Origin of the sequence: Deinococcus rubellus (assembly GCF_025244745.1) — a bacterium.
Lineage (GTDB): Bacteria > Deinococcota > Deinococci > Deinococcales > Deinococcaceae > Deinococcus > Deinococcus rubellus.
Genome location: NZ_CP104213.1, coordinates 782611 through 808545, shown reverse-complemented (window position 1 = coordinate 808545; position 25935 = coordinate 782611). Strand labels below are relative to the sequence as shown.

24 protein-coding genes are annotated in these 25935 nt (G+C 66.2%); 10 read left to right on the top strand and 14 right to left on the bottom strand.

Translation table 11 applies throughout. The features are described 5' to 3' along the window. The first annotated feature begins 11 nt into the window (after positions 1-11). Both N0D28_RS04365 and N0D28_RS04360 read left to right on the top strand, forming a co-directional pair. Entirely contained in the window at positions 12-761 is a 750-nt protein-coding gene (locus N0D28_RS04365; RefSeq protein WP_260561160.1) for a sulfite exporter TauE/SafE family protein, read from the top strand. After that, the gene (locus N0D28_RS04360; RefSeq protein WP_260561159.1) at positions 758-1042 is read left to right on the top strand and encodes a hypothetical protein; all 285 of its coding nucleotides are present in this window, start codon (positions 758-760) and stop codon (positions 1040-1042) included. The genes N0D28_RS04365 and N0D28_RS04360 overlap by 4 nt, the downstream gene beginning before the upstream one ends. Positions 1043-1052: 10 nt before the next feature. On the opposite strand, the gene N0D28_RS04355 is transcribed toward N0D28_RS04360, so the two are convergent. Continuing rightward, positions 1053-1973 carry an acyltransferase gene (locus N0D28_RS04355; protein ID WP_260561158.1) on the bottom strand — a complete coding sequence of 307 codons (921 nt, stop codon included), beginning with the start codon at positions 1971-1973 and terminating at the stop codon, positions 1053-1055. 141 nt (positions 1974-2114) lie between these two features. Between N0D28_RS04355 and N0D28_RS04350 the strand changes: the two genes are divergently transcribed. The 6 genes from N0D28_RS04350 (at position 2115) to N0D28_RS04325 (ending at position 7738) form a co-directional block, all read left to right on the top strand. After that, on the top strand, positions 2115-2315 hold the full coding sequence (locus N0D28_RS04350) for a hypothetical protein (RefSeq protein WP_260561157.1): 201 nt from the start codon (positions 2115-2117) through the stop codon (positions 2313-2315). 19 nt (positions 2316-2334) lie between these two features. After that, complete coding sequence (locus N0D28_RS04345; protein WP_260561156.1) at positions 2335-2823, top strand: GNAT family N-acetyltransferase; 489 nt, start codon at positions 2335-2337, stop codon at positions 2821-2823. A 134-nt stretch (positions 2824-2957) separates the two neighbouring features. After that, positions 2958-4235, top strand: coding sequence for a glycolate oxidase subunit GlcF (gene glcF / locus N0D28_RS04340; protein ID WP_260561155.1), 1278 nt, complete (start codon positions 2958-2960; stop codon positions 4233-4235). Between the two features lie 10 nt (positions 4236-4245). After that, on the top strand, positions 4246-5721 hold the full coding sequence (locus tag N0D28_RS04335; RefSeq protein WP_260561154.1) for an FAD-binding oxidoreductase: 1476 nt from the start codon (positions 4246-4248) through the stop codon (positions 5719-5721). Beyond that, entirely contained in the window at positions 5708-6379 is a 672-nt protein-coding gene (locus N0D28_RS04330) for an FAD-binding oxidoreductase (RefSeq protein ID WP_260561153.1), read from the top strand. Before N0D28_RS04335 ends, N0D28_RS04330 begins: the two co-directional genes overlap by 14 nt. Before the next feature lie 63 nt (positions 6380-6442). Further along, positions 6443-7738, top strand: a complete 1296-nt coding sequence (locus N0D28_RS04325) for an alpha-hydroxy-acid oxidizing protein (RefSeq protein WP_260561152.1) — start codon at positions 6443-6445, stop codon at positions 7736-7738. 68 nt (positions 7739-7806) lie between these two features. On the opposite strand, the gene lepB is transcribed toward N0D28_RS04325, so the two are convergent. From lepB to N0D28_RS04310, 3 genes are all read right to left on the bottom strand, one after another. Continuing rightward, positions 7807-8571, bottom strand: coding sequence for a signal peptidase I (lepB, locus tag N0D28_RS04320; protein ID WP_260561151.1), 765 nt, complete (start codon positions 8569-8571; stop codon positions 7807-7809). 220 nt (positions 8572-8791) lie between these two features. Continuing rightward, a complete protein-coding gene (locus N0D28_RS04315) occupies positions 8792-10933 on the bottom strand; it encodes a molybdopterin-dependent oxidoreductase (RefSeq protein WP_260561150.1) in 2142 nt (713 codons plus the stop codon). A gap of 90 nt (positions 10934-11023) precedes the next feature. Further along, complete coding sequence (locus N0D28_RS04310) at positions 11024-11605, bottom strand: TMEM175 family protein (RefSeq protein WP_260561149.1); 582 nt, start codon at positions 11603-11605, stop codon at positions 11024-11026. Between the two features lie 81 nt (positions 11606-11686). Between N0D28_RS04310 and N0D28_RS04305 the strand changes: the two genes are divergently transcribed. Continuing rightward, entirely contained in the window at positions 11687-13729 is a 2043-nt protein-coding gene (locus N0D28_RS04305) for a prolyl oligopeptidase family serine peptidase (protein ID WP_260561148.1), read from the top strand. Between the two features lie 34 nt (positions 13730-13763). Here the strand turns inward: N0D28_RS04305 and N0D28_RS04300 are convergent, their stop codons facing one another. The 4 genes from N0D28_RS04300 to N0D28_RS04285 form a co-directional block, all read right to left on the bottom strand. Then, positions 13764-14225 (bottom strand): single-stranded DNA-binding protein, encoded by a 462-nt coding sequence (locus N0D28_RS04300; protein ID WP_260561147.1) that lies wholly within the window; start codon positions 14223-14225, stop codon positions 13764-13766. 137 nt (positions 14226-14362) lie between these two features. Then, a complete protein-coding gene (locus tag N0D28_RS04295) occupies positions 14363-15487 on the bottom strand; it encodes an LptA/OstA family protein (RefSeq protein WP_260561146.1) in 1125 nt (374 codons plus the stop codon). A gap of 46 nt (positions 15488-15533) precedes the next feature. Continuing rightward, positions 15534-16448, bottom strand: coding sequence for an LptA/OstA family protein (locus tag N0D28_RS04290; RefSeq protein ID WP_260561145.1), 915 nt, complete (start codon positions 16446-16448; stop codon positions 15534-15536). Positions 16449-16495: 47 nt separating this feature from the next. Continuing rightward, positions 16496-17080, bottom strand: a complete 585-nt coding sequence (locus N0D28_RS04285) for a hypothetical protein (protein ID WP_260561144.1) — start codon at positions 17078-17080, stop codon at positions 16496-16498. Positions 17081-17270: 190 nt separating this feature from the next. On the opposite strand from N0D28_RS04285, the gene N0D28_RS04280 reads away from it, so the two are divergent. Further along, on the top strand, positions 17271-18035 hold the full coding sequence (locus N0D28_RS04280) for a TatD family hydrolase (RefSeq protein WP_260561143.1): 765 nt from the start codon (positions 17271-17273) through the stop codon (positions 18033-18035). Positions 18036-18671: 636 nt separating this feature from the next. On the opposite strand, the gene pgl is transcribed toward N0D28_RS04280, so the two are convergent. The 6 genes from pgl to N0D28_RS04250 all read right to left on the bottom strand — a co-directional run bounded on the left by pgl (position 18672) and on the right by N0D28_RS04250 (position 25810). Beyond that, positions 18672-19343, bottom strand: a complete 672-nt coding sequence (pgl, locus tag N0D28_RS04275; RefSeq protein WP_260561833.1) for a 6-phosphogluconolactonase — start codon at positions 19341-19343, stop codon at positions 18672-18674. An 11-nt stretch (positions 19344-19354) separates the two neighbouring features. Beyond that, on the bottom strand, positions 19355-20341 hold the full coding sequence (locus N0D28_RS04270) for a glucose-6-phosphate dehydrogenase assembly protein OpcA (RefSeq protein ID WP_260561142.1): 987 nt from the start codon (positions 20339-20341) through the stop codon (positions 19355-19357). Between the two features lie 25 nt (positions 20342-20366). Further along, a complete protein-coding gene (gene zwf / locus N0D28_RS04265) occupies positions 20367-22307 on the bottom strand; it encodes a glucose-6-phosphate dehydrogenase (RefSeq protein ID WP_260561141.1) in 1941 nt (646 codons plus the stop codon). Then, positions 22307-23410, bottom strand: a complete 1104-nt coding sequence (gnd, locus tag N0D28_RS04260) for a phosphogluconate dehydrogenase (NAD(+)-dependent, decarboxylating) (protein WP_260561140.1) — start codon at positions 23408-23410, stop codon at positions 22307-22309. Before gnd ends, zwf begins: the two co-directional genes overlap by 1 nt. Positions 23411-23600: 190 nt before the next feature. Then, positions 23601-24755: an LptF/LptG family permease gene (locus N0D28_RS04255; RefSeq protein WP_376777655.1), complete on the bottom strand. Its 1155-nt coding sequence runs from the start codon at positions 24753-24755 to the stop codon at positions 23601-23603. After that, positions 24752-25810, bottom strand: coding sequence for an LptF/LptG family permease (locus tag N0D28_RS04250; protein ID WP_260561139.1), 1059 nt, complete (start codon positions 25808-25810; stop codon positions 24752-24754). The genes N0D28_RS04255 and N0D28_RS04250 overlap by 4 nt, the downstream gene beginning before the upstream one ends. Positions 25811-25935 lie beyond the last annotated feature (125 nt).

The following is a 25935-nucleotide window of genomic DNA, read 5'->3' as shown; positions in this document are numbered from 1 at the left end:
CGGAGCCGCGCTTGATTCTCGCTGTCGTTTTGATCGGCCTCCTGGCAGGCGTGCTGGGCGCGATTCTGGGGCTGGGCGGTGGGGTGGTGGTGGTGCCCGCACTGCAATACGTGCTGCCGCTGTTCGGCGACAACATCAGCATCACCCAGGCTGTCGCCATCAGCCAGATCGGGGTGCTGGCGGTGGGCGTGGCGGGCACAGCGGGCTACCTGCAAAAAGGGCTGATCCGCGCCCGCACCGGCTACCTGCTCTCGCCCTACACCATCATCGGCGGAGCGGCTGGCAGCTATCTGGGCCTAATTCTCCCGGCCAGGGCGGTGGCCACCGTGTTCGCTGCGCTGCTGCTCTACAGCGCCTACAACCTGCTGCGCGGCCTCAAGCGCATCGAGCAGGAGCGCGAGCCGAGCAAGCTGGTGCCGCCCGCGATGGGATTTGCAGGCATCATGAGCGGGCTTCTCGGCATCGGCGGCGGCACGGTGCAGGTGCCGGTCATGAATCTGCTGGCAGGCATTCCCATTCGGGAAGCGATTGCCACCAGCACCTTCATCATGGGCCTCACTGCCGTCGCCAACGCCCTGATCTACAGCGCGGGCGGCTTCCTCGACTTTCACCTGGCGGCAGCGGTGGCAGCGGGGATTCTGATCGGTGCGCGGGCAGGCACTGGGCTGGCGACCCGCATCAGCGCCCAGAATCTGAAGTTGGCCTTCAGTCTGCTGCTGATCTTTACCGCCGGGCAGATGCTATGGAAGTACTGGGCATGAAGGAAGAAGTGAAGCGCGACGGGGCGCAGAGCGAGCAAGCGGGCCTGCCCACCTGGCTCTTTCCGCTGGGCTTCGGCGTCGGCCTGGCGGCTTTGGTCGTCGGCGTGATCTGGCCCGCGTTTGCGCGCTGGGCAGTCTACTGGCTGATGCTGGTGCCGGTGCTGGCAGCGCTGGCGGTGGCGATAGGCAACTGGCGCAGGGACCGCCGCCTGAGCGTGGCTGCGCTGCTGGCGCTGCTGGGCGTGGGCCTGGTGCTGCTGGGGCGGCAACTGCTCAAGTAGAGATTGGCTCCTATCTCTTGTTCCCGGCCACGAAGCCCATGCGCGGCAGCACCGGCTCGGCTTCCTCATCAATGCGCCTGGTCTGGTTGGGCGTCGGCTCGGGGAACTGCGGGTTGGCCTTGAGCGGTGCGTGCGCTGGGTGGGTGCGCGAATCAATGCCCCCCACTGGCCCTGCCTCCCTGATTTTCAGGCGGGTGGTCCGGGCCGGGAGGCCCATCGCGATGCCGTGCGGCTCGATGTCGCCGCGCAGCAGTGCGTGGGTCGCCAGCAGGGCGTCGTCGCTGACCACACTTCCGGCCAGGATGGTGGAGTGGTAGGTCAGGCGTGCACCGCGCCCAATCACGGTTTTGCGCAGGGTCACGTCGGAGCCGTCGAGAACCGAGTGGGTGTGACTGTAGATGTTGACGTAGTCGCTGACCGAAGCGCCGTCGTGCAGCTCGATGCCGCCGATATCGTCGAGCAGCACGTTGCGGTGAACCACCACATCGTCGCCGACTTCCATGTTGTAGCCCACCGAGAATTCCACATTCTGCCAGCACTTGAAGTTGCGGCCCACCGATTTGAAGATGTGGCCCGCCAGCACCTGCCGCAGCGGAATGCCGAACAGCGGATTGTGGCCCAGCGGGGTGAGGTCCACGTTCTTCCACAGCCATAGCAGCGGCTTGACCCGCTGGAACTCGGCGTCGTCGGTGGCCATGTAGTACTCGGCCTCGAAGGTCACGTTGCGCGAATCGAGGTTGAGGGCCAGCAGCGGCGAGTCGGCGGTCAGGGCCGCGTAGCTGCGCCCGTAGACCAGCTCGGCCAGCAAGTCGCGCACCAGTTCCGGACGGTGGGTCGCCGGGTCACTGAGCTTGGTCTCCAGATCGGCAAAAAAAGCCGCATACGTCTGCTCAGCGGTGTCGGGAATGGCGAGTGGTTTGAGCCAGGTCATAGCGGCGAGTGTAGCAGCGCCCTCTTCGGAAAGGGCGCGGTCTGTTTACAATTTTGGTCAACTGCTTGAAAAAATAGTCTGATGCCCCATCTGCGCCATTGTGCAGAGGCGGGAAGCGTTCGAGCGCGGCAGACTGGGTGCATGCGCCTCGCCATTTGTGAAATCAACGGCGTGCCGATCAGCGACAGCGACGTGGAGCATATCCAGTGCTCCGGTCAGCTGCGCCGCACGCTGCCGGGCGCTCCGGACAATGAGACCGAGCGCTTGCAAGCCGAGGCGCTGGGCCTGGGCGTGGAGCAGTTCCGGCGGCTGAACGCCTCGCTCGACGCATTGAGACATTGACACCCGGTATCATGACCCCATGACCAATGCCGCTCTGGTGCTGCGGCCTGCTGGCCGCGACGATCTGGGCTTTCTGCAAGATCTCTTGCCGCGTTTTGTGTCTTTCGGACTGCCGCCGGGACAGGATGAAGGCGCGGTGCTGGCGGGCGCGGCGCAGCACCTACTCGGCGCGCTGGCCGCGCCGCAGAGTGACAGTGCCCTGCTGATCGCCTGGATGGAGCAGGCCGGACAGCCAGACCGGCGCGCCGGATTCCTGCGCCTCGACACCGAGCGCCCACTGTTCGGCCCACCTTTTGCCTACCTGGCCGACCTGGCACTGGCCGAGTGGGCCGAGGGGCATGGGCTGGGGCAACTGCTGCTCGAACAGGCCGAGCGCTGGGCCTGGGAGCGCGGCCTGAAGCAGCTTCAGCTTCATGTATTCGCCACCAATGCCCGCGCCCGCAAACTGTATGCGCGGGCCGGGTATAGCGAGGCGACCCTGGGACTGGTCAAGGTGCTCAAACCGTAAGACTGCTTCTCCCCTGATTTATCCACGGTGCTGTCCAGATGACTGCGCGGCGCAGGCGGCCCGCTGGCTTTTCTCGCACCATTGTCCCGCCCGCCGTGTGGCATCCTCAGCAGCATGAGGATGAGCGCCCGCCGATGAACCACGACATCCCGGTTGACCAGCTTGGACCGCAGGGCGAGATCATGGCCCACGCCATCGACGCCTGCGTCCACTGCGGCTTTTGCCTGCCCGCCTGCCCCACCTACACGCTGCTCGGCGACGAGATGGACAGCCCACGCGGGCGCATCTTTTTGATGAAGGAGGTGCTGGAAGGCGAGCTGCCGCTGATGGACGCCGCGCCGCACCTGGACCGCTGCCTGGGCTGCATGGGCTGTGTCACCGCCTGCCCCTCGGGTGTGCCCTACGGCGAGCTGATCACCAGTTTTCGCGGCTGGTCTGAGCCGCAGCGGCAACGCACCCCCTTTGACCGGGCCAAGCGCACCGCCATCCTGAAGGCGCTCCCAGCCCCCAAGCTGTTCAGCTTGGCCGCCCGGATCGGCCAGTACGCCAAGCCGCTCGCGCCGCTGCTGCCCGACGCGCTCAAGTCGCCGCTCGATCTGCTGCCCGAACACATTCCGGCGATGGTCGACCTGCCGCGCTTCACGCCTGCACAGGGAAAGAAGCGGGCCAGGGTCGCCTTCCTGGTCGGCTGCGCCCAGCAGGCCCTCGCGCCCAATTTCAACGCGGCCACCTTGCGGGTGCTGGCCCGCAACGGCGTGGAAGTCGTGATTCCGGAAGGCCAGGGCTGCTGCGGCGCGGCGGCGCTGCACACCGGGGCGCGTGAAGAGGCGCTGAAGCTGGCGCGGGCCAACCTCGCAGCCTTCGACATGGACGACTACGACGCCATTCTCAGCAACGCAGCGGGCTGCGGGGCGGGTCTGAAGGAATATCCGGAAGTGCTGCACGGCCTCCCCGACGAGGCGGCGGCGAAGAAGCTGGCGGCCAAGGTCATGGACATCAGCACCTTCCTGGCGCGGCTCTCAGAAGACGGCGGCCTGGAGCCGTTCATGCCCGCGTCCAGGCCACTCAAGATCGCTTACCACGACGCCTGCCACCTGGCCCACGCCCAGGGCATCCGCGCCGAGCCGAGGGCACTCCTCAAGATGATTCCCGGCGTGAGTCTGCTGGAAGTGCCGCAGGGTGATCTGTGCTGCGGCTCGGCAGGCACCTACAACTTAGAGCAGCCCGCGCTGGCCGCCGAACTGGGCGAGCGCAAGGCGAGAAACGTGCTGTCGGTGCAGCCCGATATGGTCGCCAGCGGCAACATCGGCTGCCACACCCAGATTCAGAGCCATTTACGGCGGCAAGGCAGCCCGGTGCCGATTCACCACACCATCGAGATTCTAGATCTGGCCTACCGGGGGCTGCTGTGAGGGGGAGAGCATGAGCCTGTTTAACCGCCGCAAGCCAGAGAAACTGGGATTGACGACCAACTCTTCAGTCAGCAAGCCGCGATCCACCGACGCGCCGCACGGCCCACTGGCCCTGGAGCTGACCCGCCTACTGGGGCCGCAGAAGGTGCTGAGCGCCCCCGCCGAGCGCCTCAACTACGGCTACGACGCCATTCTGGTGGGCAAGACGCCGCTGTGCGTGGTGCTGGCCGAGAGCACCGCCGATGTCGTGACCGCCGTCAGGGTGGCGAAGGCGGCGGGCGTGCCGATTGTCGGGCGCGGAGCGGCCAGCGGGCTCAGCGGCGGCGCGGCCCCCCTGGTGGAATCGCTGGTCATCTCGTTTACCCGCATGACCCGGCTCGACATTTTTGCCGAGCGGCGAGAAGCCCGCGCCCAGGCTGGAGTCATTACCCTGGCAGTCAGCGAGGCGGCCCGGCCACACGGTCTGGTGTATCCGCCCGACCCGGCCAGCTTCCGAACCAGCACCATCGGCGGCAACCTCGGCGAGAACGCGGGCGGGCCGATGTGCTTCAAGTACGGCGTCAGCGGCGACTACGTGAAGGGCTTGCAGTTCGTGGACGTGGACGGTGACGTGCATGAATTGACCCGCGACGCCTACGATCTGGCAGGGCTGCTGATCGGCTCGGAGGGCACCCTGGGGTTCATTACCGAGGCGACCTTGCGGCTGGTGACGCCGCCCAAATTCACCCGCACCCTGATGAGCCATTTCGCGGAGGTCGGGCAGGCTGCCGAGGCCGTGTCGCGCTCAATCGCAGCGGGGGCGGTTCCGGCCAAGCTGGAATTCATGGACCGGGCCTGCACCAACGCCGTCGAGGACTACCTGAACATCGGGCTGCCGCGAGGGGCCGAGGCGGTGCTGCTGGTCGATACCGACGGCGAGGATCTGGCGACGGTGGAAGAGGAACTGGCACTGGTGGAGGCGGCCTGCCAGCAGCACGGCGGCAGCGTACGCCGCGCCGAGGGCGAGCTGGAGAGTGCCGCGCTATGGCGGGCCCGGCGCAGCATCTCCCCTGCCCTGGGCCGCATCCGACCGCAGCGCATGAACGAGGACATCGTCGTGCCGCGCAGCGCTCTTCCCGAGGTGGTGCGCGAGATCCGGGCGCTGGGCGAGGCGTCGGGCTTTCATCTGGTGCAGTTCGGACACATCGGCGACGGCAACCTGCACCCCAATATCCTGTTTGACCCCAGACGGGAAAGCAGCGAGAAGGTGCATGAGCTGGCCTATCAGGTGGCGCTGGTGGCCCTGCGGCACGGCGGGGTGCTGAGCGGCGAACACGGCATCGGCGCGATGAAGCGGGCTTTCATGCGCGACGCGGTGGACCCGGTGACGCTGGACGCCCTGTGGGCCGTGAAGCGGGCACTCGACCCCCAGGAGCGGCTAAATCCGGGGAAGGTCTTGCCCGGCGACACTGACCTGCCACACGGGAGCGCCTATGCCCGTCCTTGATCTGAGCGCCGCCGACCAGACCCTGATCGCCAGCGGGGACACGCCACTGCTGGACGTCTACGCCGCGCTCCCGGCGGGCCTCTATCCTCCTTTTCCACCTGCCGAACTGCCGGGCGGTCTGAGCGGCCTGTTGCAACGCGGCGGTTTCGCCCAGAACTTCTTCTTCGCGGGCGAAATCCTGGGTGTCACCTTCCGGGCCCCCAGCGGGCGCGTCGTCCGGGCGGGCGGGCGGGTGGTCAAGAATGTGCAGGGCTACGACCTGACCCGGCTGTTCGTCGGCTCGTTCGGGCTTCTGGGCGAGGCGCTGGACGTGACCTTGCGGCTGCGCCCCGGTCTGGCGGTCCGGCACCTCGCGCGGCCCGGCTCGCTGGCCGAGGTGTCCGGCAGCCGCGCCCGCTTCGTCTGGGAAGTCGAGGGACTCGTCAACCTGCTGCACTTCGGCCACGCCCACGAGGTGGAGACTGTGCTGAATGCCTTCGGCGGCGAGGACGTGGACGCGCCCGCTGACCTGCGCCCACTCTTTCCAGCGGGCATGGTGCCGGGGGAGAACGGCCCGGCTGACGTTCTCCAGGCGCGCGATCTGCGCTTCGGCTGGGTCAGCGGGACGGCGGTGCCGGACGCGCCGCCGCTGTTCGCGAAGGTGGCGGCGGCGCTGTAGGGCGCAGGCCATCCGCTCCGGACGCGGTAGATTGAAGCCGACTCAAACGCGGAGGCGCAAAACGTGACAAAGCAGTCGGGCATGGGGCCAGGGCGCGGCAGAATGCGCCAGACCGGGATTTATCTGCGGGGCCTGGGCGGCGAGACGCCAGCCGTACCAGTGCAGGTCGCCGCCTTGCAGGACGCGGCCCGGCGCAAGCTGGCCGCCGCCGACTTCGCCTACATCGCGGGCGGCGCGGGAGCCGAGCGCACCCTGCGGGCCAATCTGGCGGCCTTCGAGAGAGTGCAGCTCCTCCCCCGGATGCTCTCAGGCCAGCGCGAGCGCGACCTCAGCGTCAAGCTGCCCTGGCAGACCCTCGCCTCGCCGCTGCTGCTGGCCCCCATCGGCGTGCTGGAAGCGGCCCATCCCCAGGCCGATCTGGCCGTGGCCCGCGCCGCCGCCGCCGAGGACGTGCCGTTTGTCTTCAGCTCGCAGGCGTCGGTGCCGATGGAGGACTGCGCGGCAGCGATGGGCGACTCGGCGCGCTGGTTTCAGCTGTACTGGAGCACCGACGACGAGGTGACGCAGTCGTTTATCCGGCGGGCCGAGGCCTGCGGCGCAGCGGCGCTGGTGCTGACCCTCGACACCACGCTGCTCGGCTGGCGACCCCGCGACCTCGACCTGGGCAGCCTGCCGTTTTTGCGCGGGCAGGGACTGGCGCAGTACCTCTCCGACCCGGTGTTCCGATCGCGGCTGGGGGAACGGCTGCCGCCCGCCCCGGCTGCGCCGCCCGCCACCCCGGCCCTGCTGCGAACCGCCGCCCAGCTCCGCGCTGCGGGCAAACGCTTCGGCCTGAGTTTCCGGGAGGTGCAGAACGCCGCCGCCCGCTTCACCGCCACCTACACCCGTCCCGATCTGAGCTGGGACGACATCAGCCGCCTGCGCCAGTGGACCCGGCTGCCGATTGTCCTCAAGGGCATCCTGCACCCAGACGACGCCCGCGAGGCCGAGCAGCGCGGCGTGGACGGGTTGATCGTCAGCAACCACGGGGGTCGCCAGCTCGACGGCGCGGTGGCCTCGCTCGACGCTTTGCCGGGCGTGGTGGCGGCGGCTGCAGGCCTGCCAGTGCTGCTCGACAGCGGCGTGCGCACCGGCTCGGACGTGGCCAAGGCGCTGGCCCTGGGCGCGCAGGCTGTCCTGCTGGGCCGCCCCTACGTCTACGGGCTGGCGCTGGGCGGCGAGGCGGGCGTGCGTGAGGTCATCCAGAACGTATTGGCCGAGTTCGACCTGACGCTGGGCCTGCTGGGCGTCGGCGCGGCGCGTGAGCTGGGGCCGCAGCACCTCGCGTCCACGTCGTCAGGCCAGGAAACACTGAGCTAAACGAAAAGCAGGCCAGGGAATCCTCTCCCGGCCTGCCCAACTGAGACTGACTCCGCTCCTGCTCAATCTCACTTCCCGAAGTTCTGGTTGAACGTCTCAGGGCGCGTCAGCACCCGCCAGTTCAGGACGCTCTTACCGCTGGTGGTCACGTAGTCGGCAGGGTTGGCACTCTGAATGGCGCAGTTGTACTTGGCGTTTTCCTGGCGCATGATCGGCCAGATCACGGCGGCGGCGCGGCCCGCAATATCGCGCAGCGGCACGGGCCCGAACAGGCGCGAGTCTTCCGAGCCGTTCTCGGTGCGGTTGTCGCCCATCACGAAGTACTGCCCGGCAGGCACCGTCAGTTCGGGGGCGTCCTGCACGATGCCCTTGAGGTTGGACTGGATCTGGTTGGCAATCGGGCTATCCGTGTCCCAGCAGCCCTGTGACTGCCAGTAGGAGGCGGTGTAATCGTTGCTCAGGGCCACGTCGTTGACGAACACCACGCCCTTGGTGATCCGGATCTTGTCGCCGGGCAGCCCGGTCAGGCGCTTGATCAGGAAGGGGCGGTAGGTCCACAGATTGAAGAAGCTTCGCGTCTCGGCAGCGGCGGGTGGCTTGAAAATGAGGATATCGCCGCGCTTGAAGCTGCCGACGCCCGCCTTGTGCAGCCAGGTTTCGTATTTGGGCACGAAGACGCGCTCGTGGTGGCGCAGGTTGGGCATCATGCTGACGCCGTCCACACCGACCAGGGTGGCAATAAACTGGGTGATCACCACGGCGAACACAATCGGTTCGAGCAGCTCTTTCCAGAGGCGCTGCAAGGCATTCGGCGGTTTCTTGAGTTTGGTCATCAACACTCCTGAACTTCAGCAGGGCGGCCCCGCTTGCACTCTTGACAAGCCGTACTTTTGACAGGCAAGGAGCGGGGCTGCCGGAAGCAACATTGCAAAGAATACTTGAATCCAGGTGAAAGAATACAGCCGGAACGGAAACCCACCACCGCCCCAGCGACGGCAAGGCGCAGCCCACAGGCAGAAATCAGCTTATGGCCACCTGCTTTCACTTTGCTGTTCAGTCCGCCGCGCTCTCCTCCGGTACCTGCACGGCTGTCACTTTCACCGGCACGCCGCTGGCCGCCGTGTTGCCGGTGAGTTCATCCAGAAATTCTGGATCGGTCAGGTCGTTGGCGCTGGCCCCAGCGTGGGCGGCGGCCACTTCCAGGCGCACACCTGCCCTGCCGTGTCCGAAGCCGTGCGGCAGGCTGACCACGCCGGGCATCAGGGTGCCCGTCACCTCGGCCTGCACTGTCACCGCGCCAACCCGCGAGCGGACTTCCACCATCTGCCCGTTCTGGATATTCAGCCGCGCCGCGTCCACCGGGTTGAGCATCAGGGTGCAGCGCTGCGGCCCGCGCATCAGCCTCGGCACGTTGTGCATCCAGGAATTGTTGCTGCGAAGCTGCCTGCGCCCGATCAGGACGAGGTCGGGAACGTCGGCACTGAGCGTGGCTTCCAGCCGGGCCAGGTCAGCCAGCATCGGCGCGGGGGCGGCGTTGATCCGGCCTTCGGCAGTGAGCAGACGCTGCGGCAGGCAAGGCTGCATGGGGCCGTAATCGGTGCCGTGCGGCGCAGCCCGCAACGCTTCCAGACTGGTGTGGCGCGGTCCGTGCTTGAGACCCAGCTCCAGACGCTCGTCCGGCGTGCTGCCCTTCTCGCCTGAGAGGCGCTCACGCAGACTCTCGAAAATCTGCCAGTCGTAACGCTGGTGCCCACCAATCGGAAAGATGGGGTCGCTGATCCGGGCAGTGTTGCGAACGGCGAAATGGTGAAACACCACGTCGTAGTGCTGCGTTTCCAGGCCCACGGCAGGCGGTAGGATCACGTCGGCGCGGCGGGTGGTGGCGTTGAGGTAGGGGTCGATGCTGACCATGAACTCCACGCCCGCGAGTGCCTGATCGAGTTTCTCGCCGTCCGGGGTACTGAGCACCGGGTTGCCCGCGATGGTCACGAAGGCCCGCAGTTGCCCCTCGCCGGGCGTCAGGAACTCCTCGGCCAGCGCGGCCACCGGCAGCTCGCCATCGAACTCCGGCAACCCGCGCACCCGCGAGTGCCAGCGGTGATGGTACGTCTGGCCTTTCTTGGCACGGCCGAGCAAATCGAAGGCGGGCAGCGGCCACATCGCACCGCCCTCGCGGTCCAGGTTGCTAGTCACCAGATTCAGCGCATTGAGCAGCCACTGGCACAACCCACCGAACGCCTGCAAGCTCAGGCCGATACGTCCATAGACGACGGCCCGCTCAGCAGCGGCGAACTCGCGGGCCAGGCGGCGGATGGTTTCGGCGTCCACGCCCGTTGCCTGGGCCACCTTTTCAGGAGTAAACGTTGCAGCAGCGGCCCTCAACTCGGCCAGCCCATCGGTAAATTCGGCGAGGTGGCCCGGCTGGTCCAGTTTCTCGGCAAAAATAACGTTCAGCAGCGCCAGCAGCAGCAGTGCGTCGCTGCCGGGGCGGATGAAGTGGTGCTCGTCGGCAACTTCGGCGCTCTCGGTGCGGCGCGGATCGAGCAGCACGACTTTACCGCCGCGCCCGCGCAGCGCTTTCAGGCGGCCCCGCATGCCCGGCGCAGTCATGATGCTGCCGTTGGAGGCCAGCGGATTTGCACCCAGCATTAAAAAGTAGTCGCTGCGGTCAATATCGGGAATCGGCAGCAGCAGCGGGTGGCCGAACATCTCGGCGGCGGCGAAATGGTGCGGGAGCTGGTCCATGCTGGTGGCCGAGTATCTGCTGCGGCTTCCCAGGGCGCGCACGAAGCCGCCCGCCGAGAGCAGCGTGCCGGAGTTGTGGACGCTGGGGTTGCCCTGGTACACCGCCACGCTGTCCTGACCGTGCCGGGTCTGCACCTCGCGCAGCCGGGTCGCCACGTAGTCGAGCGCCTCATCCCAGCCAAGTTCGGTCCAAGTGTCGCCGTCTCGCCGCATCGGGAGTTTCAGGCGGTCCGGGTCGGTGTGAATGTCGGCGATCACCGCCCCTTTGGGGCAAATGTGGCCGTGGCTGAGCGGATCAAGGGGGTCGCCGCGCACGTCCACCACCGCACCCCCCTTGACCGTCAATTGCAGGCCGCAGATGGCCTCGCAGAGATTGCAGGCGCGGAAATAGAGGCCGTCGGCGGTCTGGCCGTGGGTGGATTGGGCAGCAGTGGCTTGGGAAAGGGTCATGAAACCTCCAGAACAGGCGAGCAGCAGGGCAATTTTGGACTGACTCCAGTGTAGTCGCATTCCGGCGCACCGAAGCGCCGGGGCAAGCGGTCAGGGGCGCACCCACCAGACGAACAACCCGGCCACCAGCAGCAGCGAGGCGAGCGGGCTGAACAGCGCCAGAACAGCACAGGCCAGACACCAGAAGATACCCAGAAACGAGTCGCGCTGACTGCGCCCGAGGAGCGCGAGACTGTCCGGGTGGGCGGCGGTGATGGTCCGAGCCAGAAGAAAAAACGCCAGGCTGTTGAGCAGGTTGGCCAGCGCGTAGAAGGCGGCGGCGGCGCTGCCCGACTCCGAGCGCAGGTATTCGGCGACCACCGCTGTCGGAAACGGCAGAAACGACACGGTGAGCAGAAAAAACCCGTTGACGATCAGCAGCTTCTGAGTGACCTGCTTGACCTGACCGATCAGCATGTGGTGCCCGATCCACGAGATCAGGATGGTGGAAAAGGCCAGCAGGTAGGCCAGATATGAAGGCCACAGGTGCAGCAGCCCCCGCCACAGCGCCGTCCCGCTGCCGAGTCCGCCCACCTGCGGCACCTTGATCTCCAGAATCAGCAGTGTGATGGCGATGGCAAACACGCCGTCGCTGAAGGCCTCAAGTCGGTTTGGGCCTCTGAACATCATCATGAAAAGCCAGTCATCCTCATTGCATCTTAAGTCTTCGTTGCTGGCCTCAAACCTATTTGAAATGGACGGGTAGGCTGAGGCATGGCCCTTCTCTCCCCCGAATCCGCCCCCGCCACCCGCCGCAGTGACCACACCGACACCTATCACGGCAGCGCGGTGGCCGATCCCTACCGCTGGCTGGAGGACGCGGGCAGCCCAGAGACCCAGGCGTTTGTGGACGTCCAGAACAAGCTGACCCGCCGGGTACTGGACGCCGTGCCAATGCGTGCTGAGCTGATCACCCGCCTGACCGGGTTATGGGACTACGCCCGCCGGGGCGCGGTATGGCAGGAGGGCGGCCAGTACTTCCAGATGCGCAACAGCGGCCTGCAAAACCAGTTTGTGCTGTATGTAATGGACTCGCCCACCGCTGAGGGCCGGGTGCTGCTCGACCCCAACACGCTCTCGGAAGACGGCACGGTGGCGCTGGGCGACTACTCGGTCAGCCAGGACACTTCCAAGCTGGCCTACTCAGTCAGCCAGGGCGGCAGCGACTGGCAGGAGTGGCGGGTACGCGACATCGCCAGCGGCGATGACCTGCCCGATACCCTCCACGACAGCAAATTCAGCGGCGCAAGCTGGCTGCCCGATGCCAGTGGCTTTTTCTACTCACGCTACGACCGCCCGCCGGAAGCCGAGCAGCTCAGCGGCGCGAACTTCAACCAGCGGCTTTACCTGCACCGTCTGGGCACCCAACAGGCCCAGGACGAGCTGATTCTGGAGCGCCCCGACCAGCCGGAATGGGGCTTCTCCGGCACGGTCAGCGAGGACGGCGCGTATCTGGTGGTCAGCGTCTGGAAGGGCACGGCCCGCGAAAACCTGATCTGGGTGCGGCCCCTGGCAGAGCGCGGCGACTTCACGGAGGTCGTGGCCGATTTCCGGGCCAGCTACCGCTTCGTCGGCAACGACGGCCCGCTGCTCTACTTTCGCACCGACGACGCCGCGCCGAAGGGCCGCCTGATCTCGCAGCATCTGGAGACGGGCGAGGTGCGCGAGATCGTCCCGGAAGACCAGGACCGTCTGCTGAAAGTGCTGATGGTGGCGGGGGGTTTCGTGCTGCACACGTTGGAAGACGCCTCCAGTCGCCTGACCCTGGTGGATAGAACCGGCCAGAACGCCCGCCCGGTGACGTTGCCAGGCCTGGGCAGCGTGGGCGCATTGAACGGGCATGCCAGCAGCCCGCAGGTGTTCCTGAGTTTCACCAGCTTCCTGAGTCCGGCGGCCAGCTACACGTTAGATGCACTGAGCGGCCAGCTTGAAATCGTCTGGACACCCGACCTGGGCGTGGACCTGAGCGCCTACGAGGTCCGCCAGGAATTTGCAGAAAGCAGAGACGGCACCCACATCCCAATGTTCATCGTGACGCCCAAAAACCTGCTACTGGACGGCTCACACCCCACCCTGCTCTACGGCTACGGCGGCTTCGACATTCCGCTGACACCCAGCTTTGAGGTTTCGCGGCTGGCCTGGCTGGAAGCGGGCGGGGTGCTGGTGGTCGCCAATCTGCGCGGCGGCGGCGAGTACGGTGAAGACTGGCACCAGGCCGGGATGAAAGACAACAAGCAAAACGTCTTCGACGACTTCGCCGCCTGCGCCCGGCATCTCGTGGAGCGCGGCTACACCTCGCCGCCGCACCTGGGCATCGAGGGCGGGAGCAACGGCGGCCTCCTCGTCGGCGCGACCCTGACCCAGCACCCCGAGCTGATCGGCGCGGCGGTGGCGCACGTGGGCGTCATGGACATGCTCAGATTTCAGCACTTCACGATCGGCTGGGCCTGGGTCAGCGACTACGGCAGCAGCGACACGCCCGAGGGCTTCGCCACCCTGAGCGCCTACAGCCCGCTGCACAACCTCGCCCAGCGGGCCTACCCGGCCACCTTGCTCACCACCGGCGACCACGACGACCGGGTGGTTCCGGCCCACAGCTACAAGTTTGCCGCCGAGTTGCAACACGTCCAGCAGGGCGGCGCACCGGTTTTGCTGCGGGTCCAGACCAGGGCCGGGCACGGCGCAGGCAAACCGACCCGGCTGGTCATCGAGGAAAAGGCAGACGTGTACGCCTTCCTGCTGGCGGCGCTGGAATAAACGCTCAGGGCGGCTCAGGAGCCAGGAAAGCCGATTATCCCGGCTGGCTGGCCACCTTGTTCTGGTCCACATAGGCGTCAAGCACCTTGCCGCCGCCCCGGAAGGTGATCAGCGTGACGTACTGCACCCCGCCCTCCTCGCCTTCCTTGAGATGCGGCAGATCGGTGGGGCGAGCACCGCGCGAGTACTTGACGATCTTGGGCAACTTGATCTTCTTGGTGTCTACCTCGTCGAGTTCGCGGCGCTTGTAGCTCTGGCCCCGGTACATCACTGCCTGTTCGCCCTCAGCGTTGGTATAGGGCCGCGCGCCGATCAGGTTCCAGTCGAAGATGTCGGCCATGCCGAGCGGCAGCGACACGCCCCCGGCAGGCAGGTCTCCGCTGCTCCAGCCGGACTTCCCGTACTTGCGAAGCGCCGGAAAGATCTCGCGCTCCTCCTGAACTTCGATGCTGATACTGGTGCCCAGCGGCCCCACGAGGTGAATCTGAATGGACATGTCGGCTCCTTGAGTGTATGAGGCGTAACCATGGGACGGAAGGCAAAGAGCCAAGCATTCTGCGACTTGGTCCTACGCAAATAACATAACAGATTGACGCAGCTCTGCCAATCCCCCGCCCGCTCCTATGATCACGCTCAGCCTGAGCAGCCCGCACCCGGCGCGTCGCCCGCCGCAGACGCGCCCCCCTCGCCATCGGGAAATTGCCCGCTGATCTTGTCCACCGCCGTCACCGTGTTGAGATCGAGGTTGTAGCGGATGATCATGGCGCAGATGATCTCCTGGCCGTTGACCGACTGGGCCAGCGCACCGGGCATGCCGCGCAGGACGGCGACATTGGCCGCGTCGTCGTATTCCACCCGGTCGGCGGTACTGGTACGCGCGCCATTTTTCAAGACCACCTTTCCGGCCAGCGTGGTGGTTTCTTTGTCCACGTCTACCTCGATGCGCTCGCTGTTGCCAGTCAGGCGGTCCGCTTCGGACTTGCCGGGTGCTGGAGCGCGCTCGAAGGTGATCGGGCCGCCGATACGCGCCACCCCGTCGGATTCGTCGTAAACGAGGGTCTGACCCTGGAGGCTGGTGCGGCCCTGGGTCACGAACACGGTGTCGGGCGCGGGTTTGGGGTCAGCCTGCACAGCACAGCGGCTGAGCCGGTCAGTTTTGCCCTCCGGCGGATTGTCGAGAAACCGAGCGGTTCCAGCACTCATCTCGATATGGCCGTCGCCGCCTTCCTGCTGCGTCACCAGCGCCAGCGGCGCGCGGATCAGGTTCTTATCCACCGTGATCTGAATGCCGCCCGGCCCGGTTTCCGAGAATACCGAGACGGTCGGGCTGCCTGCCGGGTCGCTGTCCTGCGGTGTGCAGGAAGCGAAGATGCCGGTGTCGTCAGTCAGGCCGGTCCGCACAATACGAATCACCCTCTCCTTGCCGTCCTTGGCCTTGCGGGTCAGGGTGACGTTCGCTCCTTCCTGAGCGTCGCCGGACGGGTCAGTGACGGGCGAATCGGTGGCGGACTGATCCGCACCAAGCGGTACGTCGGCAGGAGCCGGATCAGCCGGAGCCGAATCGCCCGGCGCAGGCGACTCGATTGGCATGACGGGGTCCGCAGTAGGCTGCCCGGCGGCTGGGGCGCTGGTCTGCTCGGCGGGCACTAGGCCAGGTTGCTGGACACTGGGGGATTGGGGGCTGGACTGCTGGGCCAGCGCCAGGCCCAGCAGCAAGACGCCGCTCAAAGTCAGCCGCCGCCAGGCCCGCACCGTCACCGCTCCACCTTTTTCATTTTCTGTCTGCCCCTTTTCTCCTGCCCGCTTACCGGCTACTCTTTTCGCCAGTCAGCAAAAAGCGGTCGGTGGGAATGTTGAACGGCTTGCTCAGTGCCCGCACCCGGCCCAGGTCAGTGCGCTGCTCCAGGTAGCCGTTCTTGAGGGCCGCGACCCGGGTGCCGGTCTTGCTGTCGCTGCTCACAGCGTTGCCGACCACGTAAGCCACGTTGTTCTTGTCGTCGTAATACACGGCGTCGCCGGTGGTGGTACTCGTTCCCTGAACCAGCTTGACCTTGCCCTTCACGTACAGGAGCTTGTTTTTGGACACGACCCTGGCCTCGGTGCCGGTGATGATCAGTTCCTTTTGCTTGGCACTGGCGGCGCGGGTCAGGCTGGGGGTGCCGGTCAGCACGCCGACGGACTTGTCCTCGTCGAAGATCAGCTTGTCGCCCCGGCCGGTCTGGGTGCCGCTGATCAGCTCCACATTGCCCGTCGAAGTGCTCATGTTGGTATCCACATCGAGGCTCATCTGGGTGGCCTTGATGTTCACCGGGTCGCCGTCGTCCTTGGTTTCCGGCACGAACACGGCGCTGGGGCTGCTGGTCAGCACGCCCTGACCCGTCGCCTCACTGTAGGCGAGTTGCCCGCCCCTGGCTGTCAAGCGTCCGCGCACCACGTTCACGTCGCCGCCGCCCCCGCTGAAGACCGCCGTGCGCTTGCCCTCGGACCCGGCCAGGGTGCTGCCCGCAGGCGCAGTCAACACGGCGCTGGGCGCGGTGATGTTGACATTGTTGACGCTGGCCTTGATGGGTTTACCGTCTTTGCCAGTGTAATTGATGGGGCCATTTCGCAGATTGCCCTGAACGTTGGCTGCCGTGTCGAAGCGCAGCACCCGGTCAACCTGAGCGGCGAGGGCGGTCGTGAGGGCCAGCATGGACAGCAAAATGAGGGGACGTTTCATGATTCTCCTTGAAGGAATGAGGGTGAGCCGACGTTGAGAAACCGCACTCAGCGGGTCTGAATCTTGCCGTTGACACACCGGGTGGGCGGAGCGGTGTGAAATTCAGCGCCGGGATCGAGAACAGCCTGAAAATTACTGAAGTCGAAGTTGGCCCGGATGTCGCTGTACACGCCGCTCTGGACGGGTGAGACGATCTCGCCGCGCGGGGCGCTGTAGCCACCCTGCTGGTTGATGATGACTTCCTGCTGACCCTGCGACGACAGGGTGAAGGTGCTGCAATCAGCCAGGGTGTAGAGCCTGGCCTGCTGGGCGTGCAGGTTGTCCTGGTTGTCGATCACCAGCTTGGTGGCATTGATGGTCATGTCTTCCTGCAATTGCCCGGCTCCGTTCCGCACCCAGCGTGCTCCCTGCCCAAGCTGATCGAGGGAGGTCTCACCCTTTTCCGGGTCCACGCTGATCTGCCCCGCCGCGAAGCGCCACTCGGCCCTGGGGTCCTGGGCCGGGTAGAGCTGCAATTTGACATTGCTGAGCGTGACCCCAGAACCCCGCACGCTGGGCGAGGCGGGTAGTAGCGCGAACACCAGGCCGAACAGCAGCAGCGCCGTCAGCGCCAGAACACTTATCCGCAGCATGGCAGCTCCCGCCTCGGCAGTGGAGAACTGGGCAATGATCGGCAGATTGACGGCGGCTTGAGCACGCAGGCATGATAGCTGTCTGCTTTCATGAGAGTGCTTAGGGTTGCCTGATGGCCGGGGCACAGATGAGAAGCGGCGTCAGCTTGGCGGATACGGTGGGGCCCGTGCGGAGCGCTAGCCTGGGACCATGATTGACACCCACTGCCACCTCGACTACCTCGACGACCCGGCCTCGGCGCGCGGCGAACTGGGCCTGAGCGCCATGATCTGCGTGGGCGCGAACGTGGAGCACGCCCACAACGCCCTGGCACTGGCGGACAACTATCCCGATGTGTACGCCAGTGTGGGCCTGCATCCCACCGACGTGGCCGCCGAAGACAGCCCACAGACCCGCGCCGAGCTGGAAGTTCTCAGCTCCCGCCCGCGCGTGGTGGCGATTGGCGAGACGGGCCTGGACGATTACTGGGCACATGACCAACTGGTAGTGCAGCGCGCGGCCTTCGAGTGGCAGCTCGATCTGGGGCGGCGGCGCGACCTGCCGGTGATCGTGCATACCCGCGACGCGCCGGGCGGCGAGCGGGCCAGCCTGGGCTGCGCCGAGATTATCCGGGCCGCCGACTGGCCGCGCGGCATCCTGCACTGCTGTAACGGCCACGCCGGACTGCTGCGCGCCGCGCTCGATGCGGGCTGGTCTGTATCGTTCGCCGGAAACCTGACCTACAAGAGCGCCCAGACCATTCAGGAAGCCGCCCGCTTCGTGCCGCCGGACCGGCTCCTCATCGAAACCGACGCGCCGTTTCTGGCCCCGGTGCCCAAGCGCGGCAAGCCCAACCGGCCCGGCTACGTGCGCTACACCTTGCAGTTTCTGGCAGCGCTGCGCGGCCTGGACGAGTCCGAGGCGGAAGCCCTGACCGATGCCAATGCCCGAACCGTCTACCGTCTACCGACTTGAACCGAGACGGCCATTATCAAATCTTAATCTGATCACACCTCAGGGCCTCAGAGACCTGTGGGCATACTTCTGGCAAGTTGCCAAGCCGTGGTATGACTTTCAAGATTCCCCATCCCCCTTCGGTAGACGGCTCCAAGAACCTCACACTTGCCTGGCAATTTCGGCTTGCCTGCTGGTGGGCCTGGTGCGGCTGTGGATTCTCTGAATGCCGCCGCCCGACTGGATCTGCGTCGGGCTGAGCACGCTGGTGGTGGGGCTGGGTGTCTGGTTAACTGCCCAACCGCCGAGCAACCTAGCGCCACTTCAAGGAAGCCATGCGCGGTCCCCAGACACCGGTCAGCGTGTTGCTGCTCAGTGGCATGACGCTGGGGCAGGCCACTGTGCATGGAGAGGGTCTAAGGGCGGCGGTGGAAGAATTGATTCGCGTACATGGGCCGCTGACCATCAGCGTGGGTGTATCGAACCGAACATCCAGAAACACTGTCGCCTCACTACTTCACCACGCCGTGCAGGCCCTTTACCCAGCCAAAAAGTCCGGCAAAAACCGAGGGGTGATGCAGGGAGGCTAAAAAGAACTGCGCCAAACTCTGATCCTGCGTCCCTCCAACAGCTCACTGAACGCTGTTATCAGGCGGCTCAGGAAGCGGGCAAGTCCTGGGCTGCCGCAGCGTCCAGAAACCACACCGGATCAGTGACCTGCCGTACCGGATACCCACCCTCGCCGCGCCAGAGCTGGGCCAGTACCGGGGCCTTAACCGCGCCGGTGACCAGCAGCCAGCGCGCACGGGCCGCGTTGATCTCGTCGAAGGTAAAGCTCAGCCGCCAGGTGTGCTGCTGCGGCACCTCGTTGGCGATGACCCGCCCGCCCAGGTTCAGGCCCGCCGTGCCGGGAAACAGCGAGGCAGTGTGACCGTCGTCGCCCATGCCCAGCAGCACCAGATCGAGACGGGCGGGCAGCAGGGCAGCATAGTCGCTGGCGGCCTCGGCGGGGTCGCGCTCGCCTTCCAGGCGGTGAATCTGCGACGCTGGAATGGGCACGAAGTCGAGCAGACCCACCCTGGCGGTGTGGTAATTGCTCTGCTCGTCGTCCGGCCCCACGGTGCGCTCGTCGCTGAAGTAGATATGGACCTGCACCCAGGAGACGTCCAGGGCACGTAGGGCGGCGTACATCAACTTGGGCGTGCTGCCGCCCGAAAGGGCCACGTGAAAGGCCCCCCGCTCGCTGACCGCTTGCCGGGCCGCCCCGACGAAGGCTTCGGCGGCGGCCCCGGCAGTCGCCTGCGGGGTCGGGTACACCTGGACGTTCATTGGCAGCACGCTTACTGGCCCTCTTCCTGCGGCGCGGCCTGGTCCAGACTGGCGCGGGCCAGGGTCCAGGCCGCCTCGAACACGCTGCCGCGCTCGGGTCGGGCCATCACCCGGCCCAGGCCCTCGGCCAGCGTCATACTCGGCACCATCATCGAGGTCTGACGGTTGACATGATCAAACTTGACCGTCGAGCGCACCGCTTCCTCGCCGCTGGCCTTGAGGGTGAAGCGCACGCCGGGGCCATTCAGTTCGACGCCGCACAGATCACCGTGCTGGCGCTCACAGTCGCCGCGCACGAAGGTCACGGCGCTGAGATCCTTCCAGCCCAGGGTACTGGCGACCCAGGCCGCGTAGAGCCGGGCAGCCCGGTCATTCCTGCCACCCGACCAGACTTTGAGACGGGTGACCCGCCCCAGCACGGCGGCGGCGTCCTTGCTGTCAAACAGCTGTGCCAGCGCCTCGCGCCAGGCTGCCGAGCGCGACCAGCCCAGATCGGCCAGTGCGTACTGGCGGGCCGGGGGAATGTCGAGCCTCAGACTGTCGGCAATCACCTGATCGGCGATCTCGGTCAGCTCGCGCAGCAGCGGCCCACCGGGCGGATCGTCCGAGGCCCACCAGACGTGGTTGACGGTGGCCGGGCGCAGCAGTGGCAAGATGGCCCCGCGCAACTGGCCGGGGTTGGCGAGCAGGGTCAAGCGCTCGATATAGAGGCCCTGCTGCGGCACCAGCTGGGCGTCGATGCTCATGCGCCCCGAGGCCGCCGGTTCCATCACGGCGATGATCTGGCGGCCAGCGTAGCGCCCCTCCAGGCCGGTCAGGGCTTCCTGAATCCGGTCCTGGTGTTGCGGCGAGGTCAGCGCGATGATGTTGCCGGTGTAGGCCCGCGTCTCGATGTCGGTCTGAGCCCACAGCTCGTCGAGTGTGCGCTGAGCGCCCCGGACATTGGTGGGCAGCGGCCCCAGCGGAGCCAGGCGGCTGGCAGCAGCAGCAGCAGTCATGGTTCACTCCTCCAATCTGCGCCGGTCACAAGCGCCGCCAGCGGCGGTCCGGCCCCAGCAGCTTGTCGGCGGCGTCCGGTCCCCAGGTACCCGCGTCATAGTTGGGAAATTCCGGGGCGGGTACGGCATTGGGCGAGGTCGCGTCCCAGGCTTCCAGAATGCCCGAGACGATCTGCCAGGCCTGATCGACCTCGTCCTCACGGGGAAACAGGGTGGCGTCCCCGACCATCGCGTCAAGCAGCAGGCGCGAGTAAGGGCTTTCGAGCTGGGCACCGAAGGCGTCGTAGCGGAAATCCATCACGACTTCCCGCAACTGGTTTTCCTGGCCCGGCGTCTTGCTCGAAAACTTGAGGCTCACACCCTCGTCGGGCTGGATGCGGAAGGCCAGCACATTGCGCTCCAGCCCACCAGGAAAGAGGCCCAGCGGCGGGCGCTTGAAGACCACGGCGATCTCGGTGACCTTCTTGGGCAGCCGTTTACCGCTGCGGACGTAGAACGGCACGCCCTGCCATCTCCAGTTGTCGATCTCGTACTTGACCGCCACGTAAGTCGGGGTCACCGAGCCGGGCTGCACGTTGGGTTCCTCACGGTAGCCGGGCACATGCTCGCCGTCGAGGGTGCCGGGACCGTACTGTCCGCGCACTGCCACCTCGGAGACGCGCTCAATCGGAATGCGCTTGATGGCCCTGAGCGCCTTGACCTTCTCGTCGCGGATCGCGTCGGCATCGAAGGCGGCCGGCGGCTCCATGGCAGTGAGCGCTACCACCTGCATCAGGTGATTTTGCAGCATGTCACGCACCACACCCGCTTCCTCGTAGTACCCGGCGCGGCCTTCCAGCCCCAGGTCCTCGGCGTTGGTGATCTGGATATGGTCTACGTAGGCGCGGTTCCACAGCGGCTCGAAGATGGCGTTGCCGAAGCGGATCGCCATCAGGTTCTGCACCGTCTCCTTGCCCAGGTAGTGGTCGATGCGGTAGACCTGTGCTTCATCCCAGACGGTATGGATGGTGGCATTCAGGTGGCGGGCCGAGGCCAGATCCGTTCCGAAGGGTTTCTCGATGATGATGCGCCGCCAGCCTTCCGACTGGTCTTGCAGGCCCAGCCTGCCCAGCCCGTTGCTGATCGGCTCGAACAGGCTCGGCGGCGTCGAGAGGTAGAACAGCGCGTTCTTGCGCCCACCGTGCGCTTCCTCGGCCTCGTCGAGCTGGGTCTTGACCTTTTCGTAGACGTCGTCGGCCCCGAAATCGCCGAACTCGTAATACAGCAACTCGCGGAACTTCTCCAGGCTGCCGGGATGCGGCGCGTCGGTTTCCTTGCTGGTTTTCAGCGCCTCGATGGCGTAGTCCTTGAACTGCGCGTCGGTCATTTCCTGGCGGCCCACGCCCACGATGTTGAAGGCGCTGCCCAGCAGACCGTCCTGCCACAGCCCGAACACGGCGGGCAGCAGCTTGCGGCGGGCCAGGTCGCCGGTGGCCCCGAAGATGACCAGGGTGGCCGGTTCCGGGGCGCGGCTGCGGCGCATGCCGGTGCGAAAGGGATTGTTGTCGCCGTCCGGCAGCAGCGTCTGGGCACTGATCTGGCTGATGACCTGAACGGTGTCGGCCTGCTCGGCTGGGGTCAGCAGCGGGTCGGCGGCCTTGCCCCGGCGGCGGGTCTTGGCCGGGACGGCAGCTTCCGGCACAGCTGGCATCGGGGCGGCCTTTTTCGATTTGGCACCCGCTTTCGCCGGACTCGCCTTCACTGGGCTGGCTTTGGCTGCACTGGCCTTGGCTGGGCTGGCCTTGGCTGGGCGCTGATGCCCCGCCGCACCCGGCAACACGTCGTCACTCTCAATCGGTGAGCTACTGACTGGCTGGGGCCTGGCGGCCGTCCGCTTGGTGGTGGCGCTGGTCTTGGGCAGCTTGGCCACTGCCTCGGGAGCCGACTTCCTGGCCGCCGGGACCGCTGGCGTTTTCTTGACCGCCATTACGCCTGACCTTCACTCTGGTTGCCTGCGCCCTTGTTCCCGGTGTCTTCAGGGTTGGGGTTGACAGGTACTTTGCCACTTTCACCGAGCTGACGGGCCGTATCGCCGTCCATTTTGGTTCCTGAGGCCGGGATGTTCTGGGGCCGGGCCGCCTCGGGGGTGTGGGCCTCGGGCACGATCGTCTCCTCCGCTTCCGTTTCCACTTTCTTGACGGCGTGCCCACCGAAGGCGCGGCGCATGGCCGAGAGCATCTTGCCTGCGTAGCTGCTCTTCTGCTGGCTGCGAAGGCGCATCTGCACGCTGAGCGTGATGACCGGCGCGGGAATGCCCTCGTTCAGGGCGTCCACCACGGTCCAGCGGCCCTCGCCCGAGTCGGCCACGTAGTCCGACAGGTCGCTGAACTCCGGGTCGCCGCTCAGGGCGTCGGCGGTCAGGTCGAGCAGCCACGAGCGGATCACGCTGCCGTAGCGCCACAGCTCAGCAATCTGGGCCATGTCGAGGTTCATATCGGTCTTGGCGTGCATCAGCTCGAAGCCCTCGGCGTAGGCCTGCATCATGCCGTACTCGATGCCGTTGTGAACCATCTTGACGTAGTGCCCACTGCCCGCCGGACCCATCCTTCCCCAGCCCTGGTTCTTGGCCGGAGCCAGCACTTCCAGAATCGGGGTCAAGCTCTCGACCGCCGCCTTATCGCCGCCAACCATCATGGCGTAGCCCTCTTTCAGTCCCCACACCCCGCCGGACGTGCCCACATCCACAAAGTTAATGCCGCGCTCGGCCAGGGTCTTGGCGCGGCGCTGGCTGTCTTTGTAGTTGCTGTTGCCGCCGTCGATGATGATGTCGCCCGGCTGCATCTTGTCAGCCAGATTCATGACCGTGCTCTCGGTGGCCGTGCCCGACGGCACCATCACCCACACGGCACGCGGCGCGGGCAACTTGCTGATGAGTTCCTCGATGGTGCGGGCACCCTCGGCTCCCCGGCCCTCGGCCAGCGTGATGTTGTCCTCGCTCAAATCGTAGGCCACCACGTCCTGCCCACCTTGCAGCAGCCGCGCCACCATGTTGCCGCCCATCTTGCCCAGCCCGATCATGCCGATTTTCATGCTGTCTCCTTGCTACAATTCGCAGACCCGGTGTCGCCGGTGTTGAGAATGAAGGTCAGCGCCTGCGCCGACAGAAATGGAAGAGCTTCCACTCTCCCTTTTTCACTGTGTTGCATGATACGCGCCCGCGCCTGAAGCGGGCAGTCCAGCTTTTCTTAACGTCTGCCCAAAGCCCCACCCGGCCCAGCCTTCAGCGCCGCGCCGCGACCCACAGCAGGCCCACACCGGCCAGCAGATACAGCGCGTCGGGTGTCCAGGCGGCCAGCACAGCGGGCAGCGCGCCGTTCTCGCCCATCACCCGGAAGACGCTCCAGGTGGCGTAATACAAGAAGGTCAGCAGCAGCACCCACACCAGCCCGATATTCAGGTTGCTGCGAAACGAGAAGACGGCCAGCGCAGCAGCGAAAAAGGCCATGCACAGCGCCGCCACCGGCTCGGCGAACTTGCGCTGGAGGGCGGTGAATTCCTGCGGGGCGTTGATGTTCTGGGCGCGGTAGTCCTGCACCCGCTTCCACAGGACGCGCAGCGGCAAAAAGACCGGCTTGAGTTCGTCGCCGCCCTTGAAGCTGGCCTGCAAGTCCTGCACCGGCAGCGTGCCGCGCTCGAAACTCAGCACCGTGGAGGGTTTCTCATTCTGGTAGGTGATGCGCTGGCCGTCAAAGAGTTCCAGCACATTGCTGCCCGCATTCAGGTGGCCGCGCCTGGCGGTGATGATCTCGCGGGCCACCTCGCCGCCACGCAGGCTGGCGATGCTCAGGCCGCGCAGCTCGCCGCCCGGTTCCACATCTGCCACGCTAATGGCCCGCCCGAAGGCGTCGCGCAACACCAGCGCCTTACCACCTGCCCCCGGCCCACCCAGTCCGGCCACGCGGGGATTGTCGAGGACGATCTCGCGCTGCACGCTCAGGGCCTGCACCTTGGCACGTGGGGTCAGCAGTTCGCCCACCGCGAAGCTGAGCAAGGTGACGATCAGCCCCAGCGCCATCACCGGCCCAAACAGCCTGGCAGGCGACACGCCACTGGCCTGCATCGCCTTGATTTCCGAGTCGGCGGAGAGGCGAGAGAGTCCCAGCAGGGTGGCGAACAAGAGGGCGATGGGCAGGCCCTGCGATACCGCATAGGGCAGTTGCAGGGCCACCAGCTTGGCGACCAGCAGGGGATTTGCGCCCTTGGCCAGCAGCGGTGCGATCACCGCCTGCAAGGCCGCCAGCAGCAGCAGCAGGATGGTGACCGCCAGCCCAGCGAGCAAAAACGGCAGAATCTCTTCCAACAGGTAGCGGTTGAGGCGGCCCGTCGAGGGCGCGGAGCGGCGAACGCTGGGAGAGGAAGGCGCAGAACGGCTCACCGCAGCCGCCAGGCCAGCACCAGACCGAACACGGTAAACACCAGATTGGGCAGCCAGGCGGCCAGCAGCGGGGTCAACGCGCCCACGGCGGCCAGTTGCGGGGCGGTATTCCACAGGGCGTAGAAAATTGCCAGGAAGAGAATGACTGCGCCTACCGCCCAGGCCCGGTTGCTGAGGCCCAGGCCCAGCGCTCCGGCGGCCAGCACGAACACCAGCGGCGTGAACGCATCGGCCAGGCGGCGGCTGAGTTCGTAAGCGGTGCGGCGGTAGACTTCAGTGCCGCTCTGCTGCTGGGCCAGTTGGGCACGCAACTCGGGCGTGCTGCTCTGGTCGTTGGGCGGCGGCGGGCGGGCGATCACGTCGGTCTGGGTGAAGGTGGTTGCACTCGTCAGCGCCGTGACCTGGCCTGACGGGTCGACTTTGTAGCCGCCCAGCAGTGTCCAGGTTCTGGCCGCCGCGTCCCAGCGCCCGCTGCCTGCACTGTAGGTCCCCCCCGGCGTCTGCACGACCACGCCGGTCAGGGCCGAGAGGGTGTCCGGGCCGCCGTTGCCCAGGCTCTCGACCCGCCCCGCCGTGAAGAAATTACCGCCCTCGGCGTGGGCGTAGTTCTCGGTGGTGGGGGTCTGCACCACCTGCTGGTAGATGCCGGTATAAAAGTAATTGAAATACCGGGCGTTGCCGGTAGGCGTCAGGTAGCCCGCATTGCCGTAGACGACGGCTCCCACAACCAGCGCGGGCAGCAGCAGCGGCCACAGCAGCCCCAGTGGAGGCACTCCACCCGCGTAGGCCGCCTTGAATTCGCTGTCCTTGGCCAGCCGCCCGAAGCCCATCAGCAGCGCAAACGGCACCGCCACCACCAGACATTTATTGAGGATGTTGGGCAGCACGTAGCTCAGCAGCGTCATCCCCTTGAGCAGCCCGGTGTGGTACGACAGCAGCACGCCCACGATGCCGCTGATGTAATCGGTCATCTGTAAAAAGAAAAACAGCAGCACGCCCGCCGCGTAGAGCGGCCAGACTTCTTTGAACACGTAGCGGGGAAAAGAACGGTTCATAAACTGTTTTGAAGTGGTAAGGCGGCGATTCTGGACACGGGGGGTAGTGTAGCAAGGGCGAATATACCTGTGGGAGCGGCGACATGAGAGGCGAGGAGCCTGTCCTCGCACGCCTCAGTCGCCTG